The sequence below is a fragment of the Pseudomonas sp. HN2-3 genome, assembly GCF_020691745.1.
Taxonomy (GTDB): Bacteria; Pseudomonadota; Gammaproteobacteria; order Pseudomonadales; family Pseudomonadaceae; genus Aquipseudomonas; species Aquipseudomonas capeferrum.
In genome coordinates this window covers 4,588,970-4,610,255 of record NZ_CP085704.1, presented here as the reverse complement: position 1 = coordinate 4,610,255, position 21,286 = coordinate 4,588,970, and the positions used below count along the sequence as shown (strand labels likewise).

Here is a 21,286-nt window from a genome sequence, read left to right as displayed (position 1 = left end):
TCAGCCAGCCACCAGCACGCGAATGGCTTCCAAGCGCAAGGCAGCTTTGTCCAGCATCGCCAGGCCTTCTTCACGCTGCTTGCGCAAGGCGTCGATTTCGCTGTCGCGTACGCTCGGGTTGACCGCCTTGAGCGCGGTCAGGCGGGCCAGTTCTTCGTCCGCTTCGGCAGCCAGGCGGCGCTGGGCTTCGGCCACACGCTCGACGTGGGTCGGCATGATCTTGGCCTCACCGCCACTGATGCGCTGGGCCAGTACATCCCGCTGGGCCTGGATGAACTTGTTGGCGCTGGCGCGCGGAACGCTTTCGAGCTGGTCGTTGAGCGTTTCGAAGGCCACGCGCGACGCCAGGTCGTTGCCATTGGTGTCGAGCAGGCATCGCAGGGCTGCCGGGGGCAGGTAGCGACCAAGTTGCAGGCTGCGTGGCGCCACCACCTCGCTGACGAACAGCAGTTCGAGCAGCACGGTGCCAGGCTTGAGGGCCTTGTTCTTGATCAGCGCGACGGCGGTGTTGCCCATCGAGCCGGACAGCACCAGGTCCATGCCACCTTGAACCATCGGGTGTTCCCAGGTCAGGAACTGCATGTCTTCGCGGGACAATGCCTGGGTACGGTCGTAGGTGATGGTCACGCCTTCGTCGTCACCCAGCGGGAAACTGGCGTCGAGCATCTTCTCACTCGGCTTGAGGATCAGGGCGTTTTCCGAATGGTCTTCGCTGTCGATGCCGAACGCGTCGAACAGGGTCTCCATGTAGATCGGCAGGGCGAACTGGTCGTCCTGTTCGAGAATCGCCTCCACCAGTGCCTGGCCTTCGCCGGCCCCGCCCGAGTTGAGCTCCAGCAGCCGGTCGCGGCCGCTGTGCAGCTCGGCCTCCAGGCGCTCGCGCTCGTTGCGGGCATCGGCCATCAGGGCATCCCAGGCTTTGCTGTCACCGCTTTCAAGAAGCGGCAGCAGGCGCGGGCCGAACTGATGCTGCAGGGCATTGCCGGTCGGGCAGGTGTTGAGGAAGGCGTTGAGCGCTTCGTGGTACCACTGGAACAGGCGCTGTTGCGGGCTGTCCTGCAGGTAGGGCACGTGCAGCTGGATGGTGTGCTTCTGGCCGATTCGGTCGAGACGGCCGATACGCTGTTCGAGTAGGTCAGGGTGGGCCGGCAGGTCGAACATCACCAGGTGATGAGAGAACTGGAAGTTGCGGCCTTCGCTGCCGATCTCGGAACAGATCAGCACCTGGGCGCCGAATTCCTCGTCCGCGAAATAGGCGGCGGCGCGGTCACGCTCCAGAATGCTCATGCCTTCATGGAAGACCGAAGCGGGGATGCCGGAGCGCACGCGCAGGGCGTCTTCCAGGTCCATGGCGGTTTCGGCATGGGCGCAGATGACCAGCACCTTGGTGCGCTTGAGCATCTTGAGGGTATCGATCAGCCAGTCGACCCGAGGGTCGAAACGCCACCAGCGTTCGTCGTCAGTGGTGTCGCCGTGTGCCTGGAAGGCGACTTCCGGGTACAGCTCGGCCTTTTCGCCAGGCGGCAGGTCGCGGTACTGCTCGGGCATGGCCACCGGGTAGGCATGCAGCTGGCGCTCGGGGAAACCCTGGACCGCAGCACGGGTGTTACGGAACAGCACGCGGCCAGTGCCGTGGCGGTCGAGCAACTCGCGGATCAGGCGCGCGCTGGCCTGGGTATCACCATCGTTGACCGCCGCCAGCAAGGCTTCGCCTTCGGCGCCGAGGAAGCCATGGATGGTGGCGTGGGCCTTGGGCGAAAGACGGCCTTCATCCAGCAGCTCCTGCACGGCTTCGGCCACCGGGCGATAGTGCTCGCTCTCGGCGCGGAAGGCCGCCAGGTCATGGAAGCGGTTGGGGTCGAGCAGACGCAGCCGGGCGAAGTGGCTGTCCTGGCCAAGTTGTTCGGGGGTGGCGGTGAGCAGCAACACGCCAGGGATGACCTGTGCCAGTTGCTCGACCAAGCCGTACTCCGCGCTGACCTGGTCTTCATGCCAGACCAGGTGATGGGCTTCATCGACCACCATCAGGTCCCAGCCCGCAGCAAACAGCGCATCCTGGGCCTTCTCGTCGTCGACCAGCCATTCCAGGGCGACCAACGCGAGTTGGGCGTCTTCGAACGGGTTGCTGGCGTCGCTCTCGATGAAGCGTTCGGCGTCGAACAGCGCCACCTGCAGGTTGAAGCGCCGGCGCATTTCCACCAGCCATTGGTGCTGGAGGTTTTCCGGGACCAGGATCAGTACGCGGCTGGCGCGCCCGGTCAGCAGCTGGCGATGGATGACCAGGCCGGCCTCGATGGTCTTGCCCAGGCCGACTTCGTCCGCCAGCAGAACCCGTGGCGCGCTGCGGTCTGCGACTTCGCGGGCGATGTGCAACTGGTGAGCGATCGGTTGCGCGCGGCAGCCACCCAGGCCCCAGAGCGACGATTGCATCTGTTTGCTGGTGTGATGCAGGGTGTTGTAACGCAGGCTGAACCACGACAGCGGGTCGATCTGGCCGGCGAACAGGCGGTCGCTGGCCAGGCGGAACTGAATGAAGTTCGACAGCTGGGTTTCTGGCAGGGTGCGCGGCTGGTTTTGCGCGTCCAGGCCATGGTAGACCAGCAGGCCGTCGACATCGTCGACCTCGCGCACGGTCAGCTTCCAGCCGTCGAAGTGGGTGATCAGGTCACCTGGCGAGAAGCGCACGCGGGTCAGCGGCGCATTGCGCAGGGAATACTGGCGGGTGTCGCCAGTGGCCGGGTAGAGCACGGTCAACAGGCGGCCATCCTGCGCCAGGATGGTACCCAGGCCGAGCTCTGCTTCGCTGTCGCTGATCCAGCGTTGCCCCGGTTGATACTGCTGCGCCATACTGCCTGAACTCCCGCGATGAAAAGCCGGCTATGTTAACGGATCGGCCGGTCAGACCAAAGTGTTGAAGTGCACCGATCGGTGCCAAAGACCAACAGTCTAGCCGTTTCATCGACCAACACCGTCTTGCCGACGAGGGCTGCGCACCGACATGTCCGCCAAGCACCGCTGGTTGAACGCTTCCCTGGCCGTGGGCAGCCTCGTGCTGCTGGCTGCGTGCGAGCAAAAAAACTTCGAGACCTTGCCGGCCATTGCGCCCGAGCAGCTTGAGGCGCTGGGCGTGCAGACGCCGATCAAGAGCGTGCATTTTCGTGACCGCGAGGGTGAAGGCCTGTTGGTGCTCAGCCGCACCGATGGCCAGGCCACCGACGCCGAAAACCAGCAGGAAGTCGACAAGGTGGTGCTCAAGGCCACGCTGTATGGGCGCACGGCAGAACGCGATGCGTTCAAGGCACGCTGGCAGGTCGAACAGGAAACCACCTGCCCAGGCTTGGACCTGGATGTCGACTTCTATACCGATGTCAGCGATGTCAGTGACCTGAACAAGGACGGGGTCGCCGAACTGACGGTAGCTAGCCATGCCTTCTGCGGCGGGGGGATCGACCCGCACGATATCGCCATCGAGATGCGCGAAGGGCAGGCCAGTTACACCATTACCGGGGAGTCGCTGATCACGCCCGCCGGCGAAGACCCGATAGGCGGAGAACGCGAGGACAGCGCCTCGCTCAAGGCCGCGCCGCAGGTACTGCGCGACCACATGGACGCGGTCTGGCAACAGGTCTACAAGCGGCCCTGGAGTGAGGCCAGCCCGCCGAGTGACGACGACCCTGACGACGAAACCGAGTAAGCGTTGTCTGTATTCAAGGTAGGTGACCAGCCGCCGATACAGGGGTAATAGGAGACTTTCCATGTTGCCGCCGATCATTCCGCTCAGTGCAGCACCGGTAACCTCGCAACAGGACCCGGTCAAGCCAACCCCCGACATCAAGCCGGTGGTTCCCACGCAGCCTTCGTCCGGTGAAAGCGCGATCGACCTCAAGCAGCAGCGCGACCCGCAAGAGCAGGCCTTGCTGCTGCGTGATGAACAAAGACGGCAACAGCAGCGTCGGCAAAAAAACGACGGCGAGCGCTACAGCGCGCTACCCGGCGATGAGGTCAACGCCGACAATACCGTACCGGTGGCACCGCTGATGGGCGAGCGCCCGCGTCAGGGGCTGCTGGTCGACATCGAAGTCTGACGCGGGGCTGGTCAGCGTCCGCGCCTGGCTTCATCATGCAAGCCTCAGTTGATCGTCGAGCCACCCATGAGCCAAGACAACCTCATCGATTTCGATGCCGAACGTGCCAAGCGCGTCCACGACCTCAAGGAAAAGCGCCTCAACGAAGTGCGCCAGGCCTTCGAGCAGGCCATGCCCTTGAGCGCAGCCAAGAAAAAGAAACCCAAGGGCAAGCCCAAGAAGCGCTGAAACTTGACGCAGGTCAAACCTGCGCCCGCCTCGCGTGCCCGGTCTCGGGCACCATTGACCCCGATCAATTTTCTGTGCCCCCACATTCGTTACCTTGCATCCATCGGACAACGGCAAACGAAGAGGGAGGCCGACATGTTCTTCGACAACGTGGTTATCGCAGGTGTGGTAACGGTCGGGTTGATGGTCGCGTTCTTTGCCGGTCTGGGCATTTTCATCTGGAAGGACTCGAACAAGCGCAAGCCGCGCTGACCTTCTGGGTTCACGAGCACGCAAGGCATTTAGGGCGACTTCGGTCGCCCATTTTTTTTGCCTGGAAAATGCCACGCAGCACAGCCCTTAAAGATGATTAGCTAGCTAATTAATCGTTTGCGCATTATCCTTCTCTACATTGTCTATCGTTTACCTGAACATCCCGCAAGGTCCGCCTCGTGCCCATCACTCTCCAGGCCCTGTTCGCACCCAGCAGCCTCGCCCTGAAGTTCGCCATCAAGACCGTGCTTGGCGGTGGCCTGGCGCTATGGCTGGCGATGCGTTGGGGGCTGGAGCAGCCTTCATGGGCACTGATGACCGCCTTTATCGTGGCCCAGCCGCTGTCGGGCATGGTGGTGCAAAAGGGCCTTGCACGTCTGGCCGGCACCTTGGTCGGCACCTTCATGTCGGTGCTGTTCATCGGCCTGTTCGCCCAGACGCCAGGCCTGTTTTTGATCACCCTGGCGCTGTGGCTGGCCCTGTGCACGGCGGCTTCGACCCAGCTGCGCAGTGCCTGGGCTTACGCCTTCGTGCTGGCCGGCTACACCGCAGCGATCATCGCCTTGCCGGCGATCGACCACCCGTTGCAGGTGTTCGATCAGGCTGTGGCCCGCTGCACCGAGATCTGCCTGGGGATTTTTTGCGCCACTGCCACCAGCGCCCTCATCTGGCCCATGCGCGTGGAACAGCAATTGAGCGGGCAGGCCCGGCAGGCTTGGCACAATGGCCTGCAGGCAGCCAGCGCCATGCTCGGCGGCGAAGATGACGCGCGCAAAGGGTTGCTGGAAAGCCTGGGGCGTATCGTTGCCATCGACAGCCAGCGCGAACATGCCTGGTTCGAAGGCAACCGCGGGCGCCAGCGCGCCCGCGCCATCCGTGGCCTGAGCCAGAAGTTGATGGTACTGCTGCGTATCTCCCGCTCGGTGCGCCGGCAGTGGCGCCAGCTTGATGAGTGCGAAACTCGGCACCTGGCGCCCTGGTTGGAAGCGTTGCGCGCGCAGTTGGGCAACCCCGATCAACCGAGCCTGTTGCTGTTGCGTCAGCGCATCTGGGATGCCGCCCATGACGAGCAGATCAGCTCTGCAGAACATTACTGCCTGGCACGCATGGCGCTGTTGCTGGATTACGCCATGGCCGCGACCCAGGCGCTGGACGACGTCGAAGCGGGCAGGGCGCCCAAGGATGTGCCCCAGGGCCTGGCCGCGCACCGCGATTGGTCGCTGGCCCTGTTGTTCGGTTCACGCAGCGCGTTGGCGTTTCTGGTGATGAGTGGTTTCTGGCTGGCAACAGCCTGGCCATCGGCGCCGGGTGGGCTGGTATTGACCTGTGTGGTCTGCAGCCTGTTCGCCAGCCGCGAAAACGGCGCCCAGATCGGCCTCAGTTTCTTGCGTGGCATCTTTTTGGCGATCCCGGCGGCATTCTTGGTCGGGCAAATTTTGCTGCCCCAATGGAGCAGCTTCGCCATGCTCTGCCTGGGCATGGGCGTGCCGCTGTTTCTGGGCGCGCTGGGCATGGCCCACCCGCGTACCGGCGCTACCGCCACCTCCTATTGCCTGCACTTCATTGTTCTGGTGTCGCCGCTCAATGCCATGCAATTTGGCGTGGCCAGCATGCTCAACAGTGCGTTGGCCATGCTGGTGGGTGTGTCTGCGGCGGTCATGGCGTTCCGTTTGCTGGTGTTTCGCCACCCGGCGTGGCTTGGCCGGCGTCTGCGGGCAGCGACCCAGCACGACCTGGTGCGCCTGACCCGGCGCGACCTGCGTGGCGCCGACAGCTGGTTTGGCGGGCGTATGGCCGACCGCCTCATGCAGCTGGCGCGGCATGCCAGCGAGTTGCCTGAAAGCGAGCGCAAGCGCTGGGACGATGGCCTGCATGGCCTGGACATCGGCGACGAACTGGTGCACCTGCGCATGTGCCTGGCGGTCGCCCAAGCGCCGTTGGGCCGGGCCGAACGCGAGTACCTGCAACAGGTAGAGGCCGTGCTGGCCAAAGGACCTGCACCCGGGCGCGGGCAGCGTCTGGACAACGCCAGCGCGCAATTCATCGAAGCGTTGCGCCGGCTGCCTGCGAGCGATCCGCTGCGCCTGGCCGAAGGCGCGGTACTGCAGTTGCAGAAGAGCTGGGGCAAGTGGTGCCGCTGGCAGGAGGACGTGCATGGGGTTGCGTGAATGGGCGCTGGGCGGCGTGCTGTTGAGCCCGTTTCTGGTTTATGTGCTGCTGGCGCTGGTGTGCACCGGGCTGCTGCGCTTGTTGGTACAGGCCACGCCGTTGGGCCGCTGGATCTGGCATGAAGCACTGTTCGACGCGGCATTGTTTGTGTGCGTGTTGTACCTGGTAGTGCGCGTGCTGGGCGCTGCATAAGGGTTTTTGTCAGGGTTCAAGTAAGGAGTGATTCGATGCGTACCGTCGTACGTACCTTGGTGACACTGTGTGTGGTGGCCCTGGCCCTGTTGGCAGGCTACCAGCTGTGGCAGTACTACATGCTCACCCCCTGGACCCGCGATGCGCGTGTGCGCGCCGACGTGGTGGTGATCGCGCCGGACGTGTCCGGCTGGGTGCGCGAGCTGAAGGTGCATGACAACCAGCAGGTGAACGCGGGTGATCTGCTCATGAGCATCGACAGCGAGCGCTTTCAGGCAGCATTCGACCAGGCCAGCGCCGTGACCGAGACCCGCGCGCAGCAACTGCGCCTGCGCGAGCGCGAAGCGGCGCGCCGTACTGCCTTGGGGCCGGAGGCGATCAGTGCCGAGCTGCGGGAAAACGCCCAGATCAATGCCGCCATCGCCCGTGGCGAACTGCATGAGGCCCAAGCGCAATTGCAGGTGGCCAAAATCAACCTGGCGCGCAGTGAAGTGCGCGCGCCACGCAGCGGGCACATCACCAACCTGCGCTTGGCCCAGGGCAACTACGTGAACACCGGTGAGTCGGTCATGGCCCTGGTGGATGACTCGACTTTCTATATCCAGGCTTACTTCGAAGAAACCAAGCTACCGCGCATCCGTGTGGGTGACCGAGTGAAGGTGTGGCTGATGGGGGCGGGCGAGGCGATGCAAGGGCATGTGCAGAGCATCAGCCGCGGTATCACCGACCGCAACAGCAACCCCGACAGCCAGCTGCTGCCGGAAGTCGAGCCGACCTTCAACTGGGTGCGGTTGGCGCAGCGGATACCGGTACGGATCCGCCTCGACCAGATCCCGCAAGGGGTGAACCTCAGTGCTGGCATGACCGCCAGCGTGCAAGTGCATGAAGACCGCGTTCAACAGTGATCGCCCTGGCACGTGCCACGGCGGGTGCAGGCCTTCATGTACTGGCTGGCGGTGCTGCTGGCGCCCCAGGTTGACCCAGCGGCAGACGGAAGCTGAACAAGGTACCGTTGTGTTCGTTGGAGAGCACCTCCATGCGCCCACCATGTGCCAGCGCGATCTGGTTGGCGATGTACAGCCCGAGCCCAAGCCCTTGCTGCGGTACCTGTGACAACGGGCGGGAGAAGGGTTGGAACAATTGCGCCAGGGTCTGCACGGCGATGGGGGCGCCGTGGTTGTGCACGCTCAGCACGAACTCACCGGCCTGGAGGGCCGCCTTGACCGCTACCGGCCCTTGCGGGTCGCCGTGGGTCAGGGCATTGGCGATCAGGTTCGAGAGCAGTTGGGTGACCCGTTCGCGATCACAGTACAGCCCGCCGATGTCGCCGATGTCCAGCACGATCCGCCGCTGCGGATGCACCTGTTGCAGTTCCGAGGCGACATGCCGCAGGCCTTCGGCAAGGTCAGGGCAAGCCTGCAGGTTCAAGGGGATGCCGGCACCGAGGCGGCCGCGGGCAAAGTCCAGCACATCGCGCACCAGCTGCGAGGCACGCCGGCCGCAAGTGAGGATGTGCTGGGCGATAGTGCGCTGCTGGTCGTCCTGCAGGCGCTGGGTGAGCAGCTCGGCACCGGCGGTGATGGCGAACAGCGGGTTGCGCAGGTCATGGCCGAGCACGGCAATGAACTGTTCGCGCACTTCGGCCATGGCCCGCTCCTTGCGCAGGGCCTGTTCGGTGCGCTGGGCGCCTTCCTCGCTTTCGATCTGGATGGCCAGCAGCCGGGCGAAGGATTCCATCATCGGCTGGATGGCACTGCCTTTAAGCGCTGCGGGTAAAGGGTCGAGGGCGCAGATGGTGCCGAAGAAGCGGCCATCGGTCCGGAACACCGGCACTGAAATGTAGCTTTCGAAGCGATAGAGCTGAGGCGTGTGGTGCCGGCAGTACTGCTCGTCTTCGCTGGCCTTGTCGATCACGATGGTCTGGTGCGTGCTGCGGATTTCGTGGCACAGCGTGGTGGCGACATCGAGCTCACCGCCCGCGGTCAGGCCAAAACCCAGGGTGTCGAGCACAGCACATGCCGTCCAGTTGCTATCGGTTACCCGGGCCACGGCGGCGAAGCGCATGCCCGTTGTTTCGCAGATCACCTGGAGGATGGCGGGCACAGCATTGATGCGGCCGATCGTGGCAATGTCGGCATGGATGGCGTCGGTCATTAACAGTCCCAGTGTTGGCGACGAAGGGGGTTCAGGACCATTCTAGCGGGCCTTTGGCAGGATGATGAAAAACCTTGGCGAATGCTCTACCACTTGCGTTAGGCTGGCCTTTGCGAGTCGCCCGGCAGAGGCGACCGTTTGCAGCCCGGCGTGCGTCACTTCCTTTCATTGCGAGGTTACGTCATGGCCATCACTTCCCAGGACATCTGCAACGCCGCAGAGCAGCTCAACGGTTTCGTCGGCTTTCATGGCAAGCGCGGCGTTCATATCGTGCGTTTTTCCGAGGACGCGTTCGGCATGGACGTGGCCGACGACAGTATCACCCCCTGTAACGAATTCGTCTGGCGACCCGAGCAAGGGCCGCGCATGGCCTTGTGCCGGTCGCGCCTGGCACTGTTGCTGGAGCAGCATGTGGACGACCGCCTGAACATCGGCGAGCCCTTGCGGACCTACTTGCGGCGCAGCGATTTGCCGGAGATCGTGGCCGAACGCAGTAAACGCTGATGGCCCCCTGTGCAGGAACATCCTTGCACCGCGAATAGGTTGTTCCTACAACAGATGGTGTGCCGAGCCTTCGGGGGCCTGTCGCAGCAGCGCCTCAAGGCTTTCTTTCGTCAAAGGTCGGCTCAGGAAGTAACCCTGCACTTCATGGCAGCGGTCCTTCTCCAGCGTCCTGAGCTGTTGTTCACTCTCCACGCCCTCGGCGGTCACCGTCAGCCCCATGGCTTCGCCCAGGTTGATGATCGCCTGGACCACAGCGCGATCATTGCCACTGGTGTTGTTCAGGCCGGCGATGAAGCGTTTGTCGATCTTTATGCTGTCGAACGGGTAGGTGCGCAGATAGCCCAGCGACGAGTAACCGGTGCCAAAGTCGTCCATGTTCAGGCGCACGCCAAGCTCCTTGAGTGACAGCATGGTGCTGAGTGCGCCTTCGATGTCGTTGAGCATCACGTTCTCGGTGATCTCCAGCTCCAGGCGCTGGGCGGGTAGCGCGGTTTCCAGCAGGATGTCGCGCACATCGGCCACCACATCGCTGCGCAAGAACTGGGCGGGCGACAGGTTCACCGAAATCAACAGGTCTGCCGGCCAGTCGTGGGCCGTGCGGCAGGCTTCGCGCAGTACCCAACGGCCCAGCGCAACAATGATGTCGCTCTGCTCGGCCAGCGGGATGAAGGTGTCTGGCCCCAGCAGCCCTTCGTGCGGGTGCTGCCAGCGCAGCAGGGCTTCGACCGCGACGATGCGCAGGTCGCCCAGGCGATAACGCGGTTGGTAGTGCAGCTCGAACTCCTGGTTCTGCAGGGCACGGCGCAAATCGTTTTCCAGTTGGCGGCGGTACTGGATCTGCTGGTTCATTTCGGCGGCGAAATAGCGCCAGGTGCTCTTGCCATCTGCCTTGGCCTGGTACAGCGCGATATCGGCGCAGCGGATCAGCTCGCCGGCATCGAAGCCCAGGGTGCGGCTTTGCGCGACGCCGATGCTGGCGCCAATGTGCAGAGGCTGGTTGTCAAACACGATAGGTTGCTGCAACAGGCTGATCAGGCGTGCGCAGAAGCGATCGACCTCGCTGCGGTTCTCCATGCCAGTCAGAACCAGGATGAACTCGTCACCCCCCAGGCGTGCGACCAGGTCGACATCGCGGGTGGTGTCGCGCAGGCGTGTCGCCACCTCTTGCAGCACGGCGTCACCGGCGGCGTGGCCGAGGGAATCGTTGATCGGCTTGAAGTTGTCCAGGTCCAGCAGCAGTAAAGTGAGTGGCGGCGAGTCGCTGCCGCGCAGCAATACCTGTTCGAGATGCCGGGCGAGTTTGTTGCGGTTGGCCAGCCCGGTCAGCGGGTCGTGCAGCGAGAGGTGCTGGATGCGCGCATGGGCGTCGACCTCGTCCGTGATGTCGCTGGCGGTACCGCGAAAGCCGGTAGGCTTGCCGTCGTACCAGATCGCTCGCGCCGAGATGCGGCAGTAGCGGTTCTGCCCGTTGTGGTCACGGTAGGTGCAGCGCAAGTTTGCCAACTGCTGGGGGTCGGCGGCGGCCAATGCGTCGAGCCAAGGCGACAGCGGCGTGGTATCGCAGGCCAGCAGCTGGTTGACCGGCTGGCCCAGCCAGTCGTCAACCGGGTAGCCGGTGACGCTGACGAAACGTTGGGAAAGATAGGTCAGGCGTTGTTGCCGGTCGGTTTCCCAGATCCAGTCGGAAGCGGCTTCGGCCACGGCGCGAAAACGCTGCTCGCTGGCCTCCAGGGCCTGGTTGCTCTGTTGCAGGCGCTTGAGGCTGAGGTCGATGGCGCGGGAGCTGCGCAGGGCATGGCGGAACAGGTAGAGCATCACCAGGCCCAGTATCAACAGGGCGCAGAGCAGCGCAGGCAACATCGCCCACAGCAATTGCTGCCCCGGCAGCGGGCTGGTCCAGGCCAGGTGGTAGCCGGTATCGCCCAGCTCGATGCGCTGATGGCCATGCTCACCTGTGCCGTGTTTCTCGATATGCATACCCGCCAGGCCCGCACCGGTGCCCAGGCGTGCGAGCTTGTCCTCGGTCAACTGGTCGACGAACAGCATGACGGGCGCCTGGCTCACTTCGCTGGCCGACACGTCTTTGTCGGGGCGTACGGCGGCCGCGCTGAGCACTGCAGGCCAGCCGTTGAACAGCACGAACCGGGTAATTTGTTCGCGAGCGCTGGCAGCCGCCCGCGCTTGGCTGATGATCGGTTGCAGGGGCGCTTCTATATAGGTACTGGCTTGCGACTCGCTGGGCTTGCCTTTGAACAGGGCGTAGGTGGTGCGCTGGTCGTCCACCACGAATATACCTTCATAGCCATTGGCGCTGTACAGCGATTCGCCGACGTTCTTCTCCTCATAGGCCCATTGCCAGTCGGCCTTGCCGGCCAGGTGCTCGAAGGCCGCATCCCACACGGCATAGCTGGACAGAAACTGGCGTGAGGCGAGCAGCCGTTGTTCGAGGGCCTGGGTGGCATGGAAGGCGCTGCGTTGCTGCTCTTGGCGATCGAGGGTGGCAGCAATATTGAGCAAAGCGCCCAAGGTGACCAGGCAGGCCAAGGCGAAAACCGCGCAAAAGCCTGCAATCAAGCGGCGGACTTGGAAATGTGGGGTGGCAAGGGTGGGTGGAAGGTCGGCGTTCCTGGCCATGCGCGAGCGACTCCTTCAAGAACAGCAGCCTCCCGCAGGGCAATCAGGAAGGAGGTTCAGTCAGGATAGGCCAGCCTGAGCCCGGCGGCCTCGCTTTGCGCGAAATTGACCTGGTCACGACCAGCGTGCTTGGCGGTGTACAAGGCCTTGTCAGCCTGTTCGAGCCAGTGCTCGGGCGATTCAAGGTCTGCATGAAACGCGGACAAGCCAATGCTGAGGCTGATGCGCAAATGCGGCAGCTGCGGATTGCGATAGTTCGCCACCCGCTCGCGCAAGCGCTCCATGGCCTGGCAGGCCTGCGCCTCGTGGGTGTCTGGCAGGATCACGCAGAATTCGTCGCCGCCATAGCGTCCGGCCTGGTCGACGTCACGCAGGTTGCGTTTGAGCTCTTCGCTCATCTGCCTAAGCACGCAATCGCCGACCACGTGGCCAAAGGTGTCGTTGATGGTCTTGAAGTGGTCGATGTCGATGAGGGCGATCACCGCATGCTGCTGTTGTTGCTGGCAGGTCTGGAACCTGACCTGTAGCAGGTCTTTCCAGGCCCCGTGGTTGAGCAAGCCGGTCAGGCTGTCGGTAAGGCTCAGCGCACTGAGGCGGCGTTTGTGCTCGGCCAGCTTGATTGCCAGTTGGTAGCAGACCCAGCCAAGGGCCAAGGGGTAGAGCGTTAACATTGGCAGGCACGCGTAAACCTGCAGTGGTGTGGCATTGAGTTGTAGCCCGGGGCCGAACACCAGCGTGGCCAGGAGCATACCGGCGAGCTGTGCCAGCACACCGCGTACGAGCAGGCGCTTGCCACCTGCGGCGACGTTGTTCATGGTCATCATCGACAGAACGGTGACGCTGGGCAGTGGGTTGAACTGCATGGTGGCAGTCCAGAAGCCCCCCATCAGCGAGTCCAGCAGCAAGTTGCGTTGCTCTGCCTGGTAAGGCGTTGCCGAGCGGATTGCCCAGAGGTAGGCGGCATGTGGCCAGAAAAGTCCATTGAACAGTAACAGCAGCCACGCCCACATGGGCGGGGATAGCGGCGCCACCGCTGCCATTACACTGAACAGACCGATGCCCATACCGATGATGCGCGGCAGGTAGATGCGCTTGACGAAAGAAAGTCCCTTGCCGCTGCGTTTGTCCATCATGGTTATCATTCTTCTGCCAAGGCGCCGTTTATCGCATAACTCGCGTGAATATTGTTGAACAGTGTTTCATCTATGAAAAATGACCTTACAAGCCAATTCACGGTTGATGCGATCACTGTGGGGTAATATGAAGGCTTTCCTGTTGCTCGGAGTGCTGCTGCTCATGGTCCCCACCGCTAACGCTGCCGGTGAGCCGGCGCCACACTGGGACGGACGGTTCCACAACCAGGCACGCCTGCCGCAGGACGGCGTGATGAAGAAGCTGCGCATTGGCCTCAAGTACCTGTTCTTGCGCAAACCCCCCGAAACCCGCCCCGCCAACCCCATCGCCGTGCAGCCCATGACCCGGCAGCAGGTGCTCGACGCACCTGATCACAGCCTCTGGCGCTTGGGCCATTCCACGGTATTGCTCAAGCTGCGGGGTCGCTTCTTCATCACCGACCCGGTATTTGCCGAGCGCGCCTCCCCGGTGCAGTGGGCAGGGCCGCAACGTTTTCATGCCCCACCACTTGGGCTGGACGAGTTGCCGCCGTTGGCGGCGGTAATTCTGTCCCATGATCACTTCGACCACCTGGACGAGCAGGCGATTCGTCGGCTTGCTCCGCGTACCGGGTTTTTCCTGGCCCCGCTTGGCGTGGGTGACCGGTTGATCGAATGGGGCGTTGCGCCTGACAAGGTACGTCAGCTGGATTGGTGGCAGGAGACCGAGGTTGACGGCGTGCGTTTCGTCGCGACCCCGGCGCAGCATTTTTCTGGGCGTGGTCTGTTCGACAGCAATCAGACCTTGTGGGCCTCGTGGGTGATCATTGATGAACAGCTGAGGGTGTTCTTCAGCGGTGATACCGGGTACTTCGATGGCTTCAGGCAAGTTGGCGAACGCTTCGGGCCTTTCGACCTGACCCTGATCGAAACCGGGGCCTATAACGTCGCCTGGCCGAACGTGCACATGCAGCCAGAACAGAGCCTGCAGGCACACCTGGACCTGCGCGGGCGCTGGTTGCTGCCGATTCACAACGGCACGTTCGACTTGTCCATCCATGGCTGGCAGGAGCCGTTCGAGCGCATTCTGGCGCTGAGTGCGCAAGCGCAGGTGCGGCTAAGCACGCCGCAAATGGGCGAGCGGGTCAGCCTGGACTCGCCCCATGCCGGGCAGAATTGGTGGCAACCAAGGCCTGCGCAAGAGCACAGGCGGACGGCCGAGCGTGCAGTGGCGGTGCGCTAAGGGTCATTTACCAGGGGCTTGCCGACGCGGGGAGGGCGGCGCCTGGTCGTCCAGCAGCCGCGAAGGCGGCTTGCCGCTGTCACTGCGTACTTGCGCATGGCTGATCAGCGCAAAGATGAAGCTGCCACCAATGATGTTGCCGGCCAAGGTCGGCAGGGCGAACTCCATCAAGAAGCTGCGCCAGGTCTCTTCACCGGCCCAGACCAGGTAGGACACCTCGACCGAGCCGACGACGATATGGGTGAAGTCACCCAAGGCCATGAAGTACGTGATCATCAGGATGATCCAGATCTTGGCGTGCTCCATCGACGGAATCATCCAGACCATGGTTGCGATCATCCAGCCCGAGACGATGCCTTTGGCGAACATCTGGCTGATGTCGTTCTTCATTACCTTGCGGCCGACCTCGAGGAAGGCCACGTCGGTCTTGCTGTCGAAGATCGGCAGCTCCAGCATGACCCAGGCCACCAGCAAGGTGCCCGCCAGGTTGCCGAGCAGTACTACGCTCCATAGGCGCAGCAGGCGGCCGAGGTTGGCCAGCGTGGGCGTGGTCATCACCGGCAGCACCGCGGTCAGCGTGTTCTCGGTGAACAGTTGCTGGCGGGCGAGGATTACCGCAAGGAAGCCAGCACTGTAGCCGATGCTTGCGATTACCTGGGCGCTGTCGCCTTCCGGCAGGCGGGCATAGAACAACCCCATGGCCATGAGCGAAAGCCCCATGGACAACCCTGCAGCCAACGCCGACCACCACAGTGCTGCGAGGGTGCGTTCCAGTTCCTGGTCGCCCTGGGCGCGAATGATCTCGTGCAGCACCGCTGCCCGTGGCGGCTGGTTATGGCTTACTTCCTGCTCTTCATCCGCCGACAGGCCAGGCGTTTTCTCGCTTTGCGCATCGCTCATGATTGCCACGCTCCGTGGGGTGTTTATCTACAGATCGGTTGCGCCTTAATTAGTTGCGGGCGGGGGTAAACCGCGATTGGAAAGTTTTTTCAGCTCAAGGTGTTGACTCTGATTTCAAAGCGCGTATTATTCGCCTCCTCGCAGCGATGAACGCTTCGGGGCAAGCGGTAAGATGTTGAAGTTAAAGGCTTTCGAAAGAAAGCAGCAGTTAAAAACTTCAAAATAAACGCTTGACAGCAAATGAGGAAAGCGTAGAATGCGCGCCTCGGTTGAGACAAAAAGCTCTTAACCAACCGCTCTTTAACAAATTGAATCAAGCAATTCGTGTGGGTGCTTGTGAGTACGGTCTGATAGTCACAAAGATTATCAGCATCACAAGTGACCATGCGAGAAATCACATAGTCATTTGAGATTGCTGAGCCAAGTTTAGGGTTTCTTAAAAACCCAAGCAGTATTGAACTGAAGAGTTTGATCATGGCTCAGATTGAACGCTGGCGGCAGGCCTAACACATGCAAGTCGAGCGGATGAGAAGAGCTTGCTCTTCGATTCAGCGGCGGACGGGTGAGTAATGCCTAGGAATCTGCCTGATAGTGGGGGACAACGTTTCGAAAGGAACGCTAATACCGCATACGTCCTACGGGAGAAAGCAGGGGACCTTCGGGCCTTGCGCTATCAGATGAGCCTAGGTCGGATTAGCTAGTTGGTGGGGTAATGGCTCACCAAGGCGACGATCCGTAACTGGTCTGAGAGGATGATCAGTCACACTGGAACTGAGACACGGTCCAGACTCCTACGGGAGGCAGCAGTGGGGAATATTGGACAATGGGCGAAAGCCTGATCCAGCCATGCCGCGTGTGTGAAGAAGGTCTTCGGATTGTAAAGCACTTTAAGTTGGGAGGAAGGGCAGTAAGCGAATACCTTGCTGTTTTGACGTTACCGACAGAATAAGCACCGGCTAACTCTGTGCCAGCAGCCGCGGTAATACAGAGGGTGCAAGCGTTAATCGGAATTACTGGGCGTAAAGCGCGCGTAGGTGGTTTGTTAAGTTGAATGTGAAAGCCCCGGGCTCAACCTGGGAACTGCATCCAAAACTGGCAAGCTAGAGTACAGTAGAGGGTGGTGGAATTTCCTGTGTAGCGGTGAAATGCGTAGATATAGGAAGGAACACCAGTGGCGAAGGCGACCACCTGGACTGATACTGACACTGAGGTGCGAAAGCGTGGGGAGCAAACAGGATTAGATACCCTGGTAGTCCACGCCGTAAACGATGTCAACTAGCCGTTGGAATCCTTGAGATTTTAGTGGCGCAGCTAACGCATTAAGTTGACCGCCTGGGGAGTACGGCCGCAAGGTTAAAACTCAAATGAATTGACGGGGGCCCGCACAAGCGGTGGAGCATGTGGTTTAATTCGAAGCAACGCGAAGAACCTTACCAGGCCTTGACATGCAGAGAACTTTCCAGAGATGGATTGGTGCCTTCGGGAACTCTGACACAGGTGCTGCATGGCTGTCGTCAGCTCGTGTCGTGAGATGTTGGGTTAAGTCCCGTAACGAGCGCAACCCTTGTCCTTAGTTACCAGCACGTTATGGTGGGCACTCTAAGGAGACTGCCGGTGACAAACCGGAGGAAGGTGGGGATGACGTCAAGTCATCATGGCCCTTACGGCCTGGGCTACACACGTGCTACAATGGTCGGTACAGAGGGTTGCCAAGCCGCGAGGTGGAGCTAATCTCACAAAACCGATCGTAGTCCGGATCGCAGTCTGCAACTCGACTGCGTGAAGTCGGAATCGCTAGTAATCGCGAATCAGAATGTCGCGGTGAATACGTTCCCGGGCCTTGTACACACCGCCCGTCACACCATGGGAGTGGGTTGCACCAGAAGTAGCTAGTCTAACCTTCGGGAGGACGGTTACCACGGTGTGATTCATGACTGGGGTGAAGTCGTAACAAGGTAGCCGTAGGGGAACCTGCGGCTGGATCACCTCCTTAATCGACGACATCAGCCTGCTGATGAGCTCCCACACGAATTGCTTGATTCTTTGTATAAAGACGATGCTGTAACGCGACCCTGTTATAGGTCTGTAGCTCAGTTGGTTAGAGCGCACCCCTGATAAGGGTGAGGTCGGCAGTTCAAATCTGCCCAGACCTACCAATTACTTGGTGCGGCCTACAAAATACGGGGCCATAGCTCAGCTGGGAGAGCGCCTGCCTTGCACGCAGGAGGTCAGCGGTTCGATCCCGCTTGGCTCCACCACTCTTCAAGTTTCGCAGCACTGCGCAGAACTTAGAAATGAACATTCGCAAATGAATGTTGATTTCTGGCTTTTGTCAGATCGTTCTTTAAAAATTCGGATATGTGATAGAAATAGACTGAACACTACTTTCACTGGTAGTGGATCAGGCTAAGGTAAAATTTGTGATGTGCTCTTAACTGAGCAGCATGCGAATTTTCGGCGAATGTCGTCTTCACAGTATAACCAGATTGCTTGGGGTTATATGGTCAAGTGAAGAAGCGCATACGGTGGATGCCTTGGCAGTCAGAGGCGATGAAAGACGTGGTAGCCTGCGATAAGCTTTGGGGAGTCGGCAAACAGACTGTGATCCAGAGATCTCTGAATGGGGGAACCCACTCAGCATAAGCTGAGTATCTTGTACTGAATACATAGGTGCAAGAGGCGAACCAGGGGAACTGAAACATCTAAGTACCCTGAGGAAAAGAAATCAACCGAGATTCCCTTAGTAGTGGCGAGCGAACGGGGACCAGCCCTTAAGTTGGTTTGAGATTAGTGGAACGCTCTGGAAAGTGCGGCCATAGTGGGTGATAGCCCCGTACACGAAAATCTCTTATCAATGAAATCGAGTAGGACGGAGCACGAGAAACTTTGTCTGAATATGGGGGGACCATCCTCCAAGGCTAAATACTACTGACTGACCGATAGTGAACTAGTACCGTGAGGGAAAGGCGAAAAGAACCCCGGAGAGGGGAGTGAAATAGATCCTGAAACCGTATGCGTACAAGCAGTGGGAGCCTACTTTGTTAGGTGACTGCGTACCTTTTGTATAATGGGTCAGCGACTTATATTCAGTGGCGAGCTTAACCGAATAGGGGAGGCGTAGCGAAAGCGAGTCTTAATAGGGCGTTTAGTCGCTGGGTATAGACCCGAAACCGGGCGATCTATCCATGGGCAGGTTGAAGGTTAGGTAACACTGACTGGAGGACCGAACCGACTACCGTTGAAAAGTTAGCGGATGACCTGTGGATCGGAGTGAAAGGCTAATCAAGCTCGGAGATAGCTGGTTCTCCTCGAAAGCTATTTAGGTAGCGCCTCATGTATCACTGTAGGGGGTAGAGCACTGTTTCGGCTAGGGGGTCATCCCGACTTACCAAACCGATGCAAACTCCGAATACCTACAAGTGCCGAGCATGGGAGACACACGGCGGGTGCTAACGTCCGTCGTGAAAAGGGAAACAACCCAGACCGTCAGCTAAGGTCCCAAAGTCATGGTTAAGTGGGAAACGATGTGGGAAGGCTTAGACAGCTAGGAGGTTGGCTTAGAAGCAGCCACCCTTTAAAGAAAGCGTAATAGCTCACTAGTCGAGTCGGCCTGCGCGGAAGATGTAACGGGGCTCAAACCATGCACCGAAGCTACGGGTATCATCTTATGATGATGCGGTAGAGGAGCGTTCTGTAAGCCTGTGAAGGTGAGTTGAGAAGCTTGCTGGAGGTATCAGAAGTGCGAATGCTGACATGAGTAACGACAATGGGAGTGAAAAACTCCCACGCCGAAAGACCAAGGTTTCCTGCGCAACGTTAATCGACGCAGGGTTAGTCGGTCCCTAAGGCGAGGCTGAAAAGCGTAGTCGATGGAAAACAGGTTAATATTCCTGTACTTGCAGTTATTGCGATGGAGGGACGGAGAAGGCTAGGCCAGCTTGGCGTTGGTTGTCCAAGTTTAAGGTGGTAGGCTGAAATCTTAGGCAAATCCGGGATTTCAAGGCCGAGAGCTGATGACGAGTTGCCTTTAGGCGACGAAGTGGTTGATGCCATGCTTCCAAGAAAAGCTCCTAAGCTTCAGATAACTGGGAACCGTACCCCAAACCGACACAGGTGGTTAGGTAGAGAATACCAAGGCGCTTGAGAGAACTCGGGTGAAGGAACTAGGCAAAATGGCACCGTAACTTCGGGAGAAGGTGCGCCGGCGAGGGTTAAGGACTTGCTCCGTAAGCCCATGCCGGTCGAAGATACCAGGCCGCTGCGACTGTTTATTAAAAACACAGCACTCTGCAAACACGAAAGTGGACGTATAGGGTGTGACGCCTGCCCGGTGCCGGAAGGTTAATTGATGGGGTTAGCGCAAGCGAAGCTCTTGATCGAAGCCCCGGTAAACGGCGGCCGTAACTATAACGGTCCTAAGGTAGCGAAATTCCTTGTCGGGTAAGTTCCGACCTGCACGAATGGCGTAACGATGGCGGCGCTGTCTCCACCCGAGACTCAGTGAAATTGAAATCGCTGTGAAGATGCAGTGTATCCGCGGCTAGACGGAAAGACCCCGTGAACCTTTACTATAGCTTTGCACTGGACTTTGAATTTGCTTGTGTAGGATAGGTGGGAGGCTTTGAAGTGGGGACGCCAGTTCTCATGGAGCCATCCTTGAAATACCACCCTGGCAACTTTGAGGTTCTAACTCAGGTCCGTTATCCGGATCGAGGACAGTGTATGGTGGGTAGTTTGACTGGGGCGGTCTCCTCCCAAAGAGTAACGGAGGAGTACGAAGGTGCGCTCAGACCGGTCGGAAATCGGTCGTAGAGTATAAAGGCAAAAGCGCGCTTGACTGCGAGACAAACACGTCGAGCAGGTACGAAAGTAGGTCTTAGTGATCCGGTGGTTCTGTATGGAAGGGCCATCGCTCAACGGATAAAAGGTACTCCGGGGATAACAGGCTGATACCGCCCAAGAGTTCATATCGACGGCGGTGTTTGGCACCTCGATGTCGGCTCATCACATCCTGGGGCTGAAGCCGGTCCCAAGGGTATGGCTGTTCGCCATTTAAAGTGGTACGCGAGCTGGGTTTAGAACGTCGTGAGACAGTTCGGTCCCTATCTGCCGTGGACGTTTGAGATTTGAGAGGGGCTGCTCCTAGTACGAGAGGACCGGAGTGGACGAACCTCTGGTGTTCCGGTTGTCACGCCAGTGGCATTGCCGGGTAGCTATGTTCGGAAGAGATAACCGCTGAAAGCATCTAAGCGGGAAACTTGCCTCAAGATGAGATCTCACTGGGATCTAGAATCCCCTAAAGGGCCGTCGAAGACTACGACGTTGATAGGTTGGGTGTGTAAGCGCTGTGAGGCGTTGAGCTAACCAATACTAATTGCCCGTGAGGCTTGACCATATAACACCCAAGCAATTTGCTCATGCAGATTGCGGTGGTGAAGACACACGAACCGAAAGTTCGAATGTACATCACAACATCACATATCCGAATTCGCTAGGCTGTCCATCTGGACGTTCTGGCAACAGAATTTCTTGACGACCATAGAGCATTGGAACCACCTGATCCCATCCCGAACTCAGTAGTGAAACGATGCATCGCCGATGGTAGTGTGGGGTCTCCCCATGTGAGAGTAGGTCATCGTCAAGATTCATTTCGCAAAACCCCTATCTGCGCAAGCAGGTAGGGGTTTTGTCTTTCCGGCGTTTTTATAGCTATAGCCCTGTCTCCCGGCAAAGATGTTTTGTCCGTCCTGTACCTCTTCAACTGCGCTCAAGGGTGCGACAATTAATCCTGTTCGTACACGTGACTTTGCCCT

General features: G+C 60.0%; 14 protein-coding genes, 2 tRNA genes and 3 rRNA genes. 14 read left to right on the top strand and 5 right to left on the bottom strand.

Annotated features, from left to right (window positions below; genetic code table 11):
• Positions 1–2,847, bottom strand: a complete 2,847-nt coding sequence (gene rapA / locus LJX93_RS20890; RefSeq protein WP_033702621.1) for an RNA polymerase-associated protein RapA — start codon at positions 2,845–2,847, stop codon at positions 1–3.
• Between the two features lie 151 nt (positions 2,848–2,998).
• Here rapA and LJX93_RS20885 point away from each other — a divergent pair, with 151 nt between their 5' ends.
• The 7 genes from LJX93_RS20885 to LJX93_RS20860 all read left to right on the top strand — a co-directional run bounded on the left by LJX93_RS20885 (position 2,999) and on the right by LJX93_RS20860 (position 7,831).
• Positions 2,999–3,694: a M949_RS01915 family surface polysaccharide biosynthesis protein gene (locus tag LJX93_RS20885; protein ID WP_033702620.1), complete on the top strand. Its 696-nt coding sequence runs from the start codon at positions 2,999–3,001 to the stop codon at positions 3,692–3,694.
• Positions 3,695–3,755: 61 nt separating this feature from the next.
• On the top strand, positions 3,756–4,085 hold the full coding sequence (locus LJX93_RS20880; protein ID WP_033702619.1) for a hypothetical protein: 330 nt from the start codon (positions 3,756–3,758) through the stop codon (positions 4,083–4,085).
• Between the two features lie 66 nt (positions 4,086–4,151).
• Positions 4,152–4,313 carry a hypothetical protein gene (locus tag LJX93_RS20875; RefSeq protein WP_077068735.1) on the top strand — a complete coding sequence of 54 codons (162 nt, stop codon included), beginning with the start codon at positions 4,152–4,154 and terminating at the stop codon, positions 4,311–4,313.
• Positions 4,314–4,448: 135 nt separating this feature from the next.
• Positions 4,449–4,565, top strand: a complete 117-nt coding sequence (ccoM, locus tag LJX93_RS27390) for a cytochrome c oxidase subunit CcoM (RefSeq protein WP_003254862.1) — start codon at positions 4,449–4,451, stop codon at positions 4,563–4,565.
• A 179-nt stretch (positions 4,566–4,744) separates the two neighbouring features.
• Positions 4,745–6,733 carry an FUSC family protein gene (locus tag LJX93_RS20870; RefSeq protein WP_227696390.1) on the top strand — a complete coding sequence of 663 codons (1,989 nt, stop codon included), beginning with the start codon at positions 4,745–4,747 and terminating at the stop codon, positions 6,731–6,733.
• Positions 6,720–6,926 carry a DUF1656 domain-containing protein gene (locus tag LJX93_RS20865; protein ID WP_047583681.1) on the top strand — a complete coding sequence of 69 codons (207 nt, stop codon included), beginning with the start codon at positions 6,720–6,722 and terminating at the stop codon, positions 6,924–6,926. The genes LJX93_RS20870 and LJX93_RS20865 overlap by 14 nt, the downstream gene beginning before the upstream one ends.
• Before the next feature lie 35 nt (positions 6,927–6,961).
• On the top strand, positions 6,962–7,831 hold the full coding sequence (locus LJX93_RS20860) for an HlyD family secretion protein (RefSeq protein WP_047583682.1): 870 nt from the start codon (positions 6,962–6,964) through the stop codon (positions 7,829–7,831).
• A gap of 34 nt (positions 7,832–7,865) precedes the next feature.
• Here LJX93_RS20860 and LJX93_RS20855 read toward each other — a convergent pair whose 3' ends face one another.
• Complete coding sequence (locus LJX93_RS20855; protein WP_033702614.1) at positions 7,866–9,080, bottom strand: GAF domain-containing sensor histidine kinase; 1,215 nt, start codon at positions 9,078–9,080, stop codon at positions 7,866–7,868.
• Between the two features lie 183 nt (positions 9,081–9,263).
• Here LJX93_RS20855 and LJX93_RS20850 point away from each other — a divergent pair, with 183 nt between their 5' ends.
• Positions 9,264–9,584: a DUF2025 family protein gene (locus tag LJX93_RS20850; protein WP_227696389.1), complete on the top strand. Its 321-nt coding sequence runs from the start codon at positions 9,264–9,266 to the stop codon at positions 9,582–9,584.
• Positions 9,585–9,629: 45 nt separating this feature from the next.
• On the opposite strand, the gene LJX93_RS20845 is transcribed toward LJX93_RS20850, so the two are convergent.
• Positions 9,630–12,218 carry an EAL domain-containing protein gene (locus LJX93_RS20845; RefSeq protein WP_227696388.1) on the bottom strand — a complete coding sequence of 863 codons (2,589 nt, stop codon included), beginning with the start codon at positions 12,216–12,218 and terminating at the stop codon, positions 9,630–9,632.
• Positions 12,219–12,274: 56 nt separating this feature from the next.
• Positions 12,275–13,348, bottom strand: coding sequence for a diguanylate cyclase (locus LJX93_RS20840; RefSeq protein ID WP_033702611.1), 1,074 nt, complete (start codon positions 13,346–13,348; stop codon positions 12,275–12,277).
• A 130-nt stretch (positions 13,349–13,478) separates the two neighbouring features.
• On the opposite strand from LJX93_RS20840, the gene LJX93_RS20835 reads away from it, so the two are divergent.
• Positions 13,479–14,573 (top strand): MBL fold metallo-hydrolase, encoded by a 1,095-nt coding sequence (locus LJX93_RS20835; RefSeq protein WP_095064246.1) that lies wholly within the window; start codon positions 13,479–13,481, stop codon positions 14,571–14,573.
• Between the two features lie 3 nt (positions 14,574–14,576).
• Here the strand turns inward: LJX93_RS20835 and LJX93_RS20830 are convergent, their stop codons facing one another.
• Positions 14,577–15,473, bottom strand: a complete 897-nt coding sequence (locus LJX93_RS20830) for a formate/nitrite transporter family protein (protein WP_047583684.1) — start codon at positions 15,471–15,473, stop codon at positions 14,577–14,579.
• A 456-nt stretch (positions 15,474–15,929) separates the two neighbouring features.
• Between LJX93_RS20830 and LJX93_RS20825 the strand changes: the two genes are divergently transcribed.
• The 5 genes from LJX93_RS20825 (at position 15,930) to rrf (ending at position 21,117) form a co-directional block, all read left to right on the top strand.
• Positions 15,930–17,466: ribosomal RNA gene (locus LJX93_RS20825) — 16S ribosomal RNA — on the top strand.
• 86 nt (positions 17,467–17,552) lie between these two features.
• Positions 17,553–17,629, top strand: a tRNA-Ile gene (locus LJX93_RS20820).
• A gap of 26 nt (positions 17,630–17,655) precedes the next feature.
• Positions 17,656–17,731: transfer RNA gene (locus LJX93_RS20815), tRNA-Ala, on the top strand.
• A gap of 244 nt (positions 17,732–17,975) precedes the next feature.
• Positions 17,976–20,868 (top strand): 23S ribosomal RNA (locus LJX93_RS20810).
• 133 nt (positions 20,869–21,001) lie between these two features.
• Positions 21,002–21,117 (top strand): 5S ribosomal RNA (gene rrf, locus LJX93_RS20805).
• Together the 16S, 23S and 5S rRNA genes with 2 tRNA genes alongside form the textbook arrangement of a ribosomal RNA operon.
• Positions 21,118–21,286 lie beyond the last annotated feature (169 nt).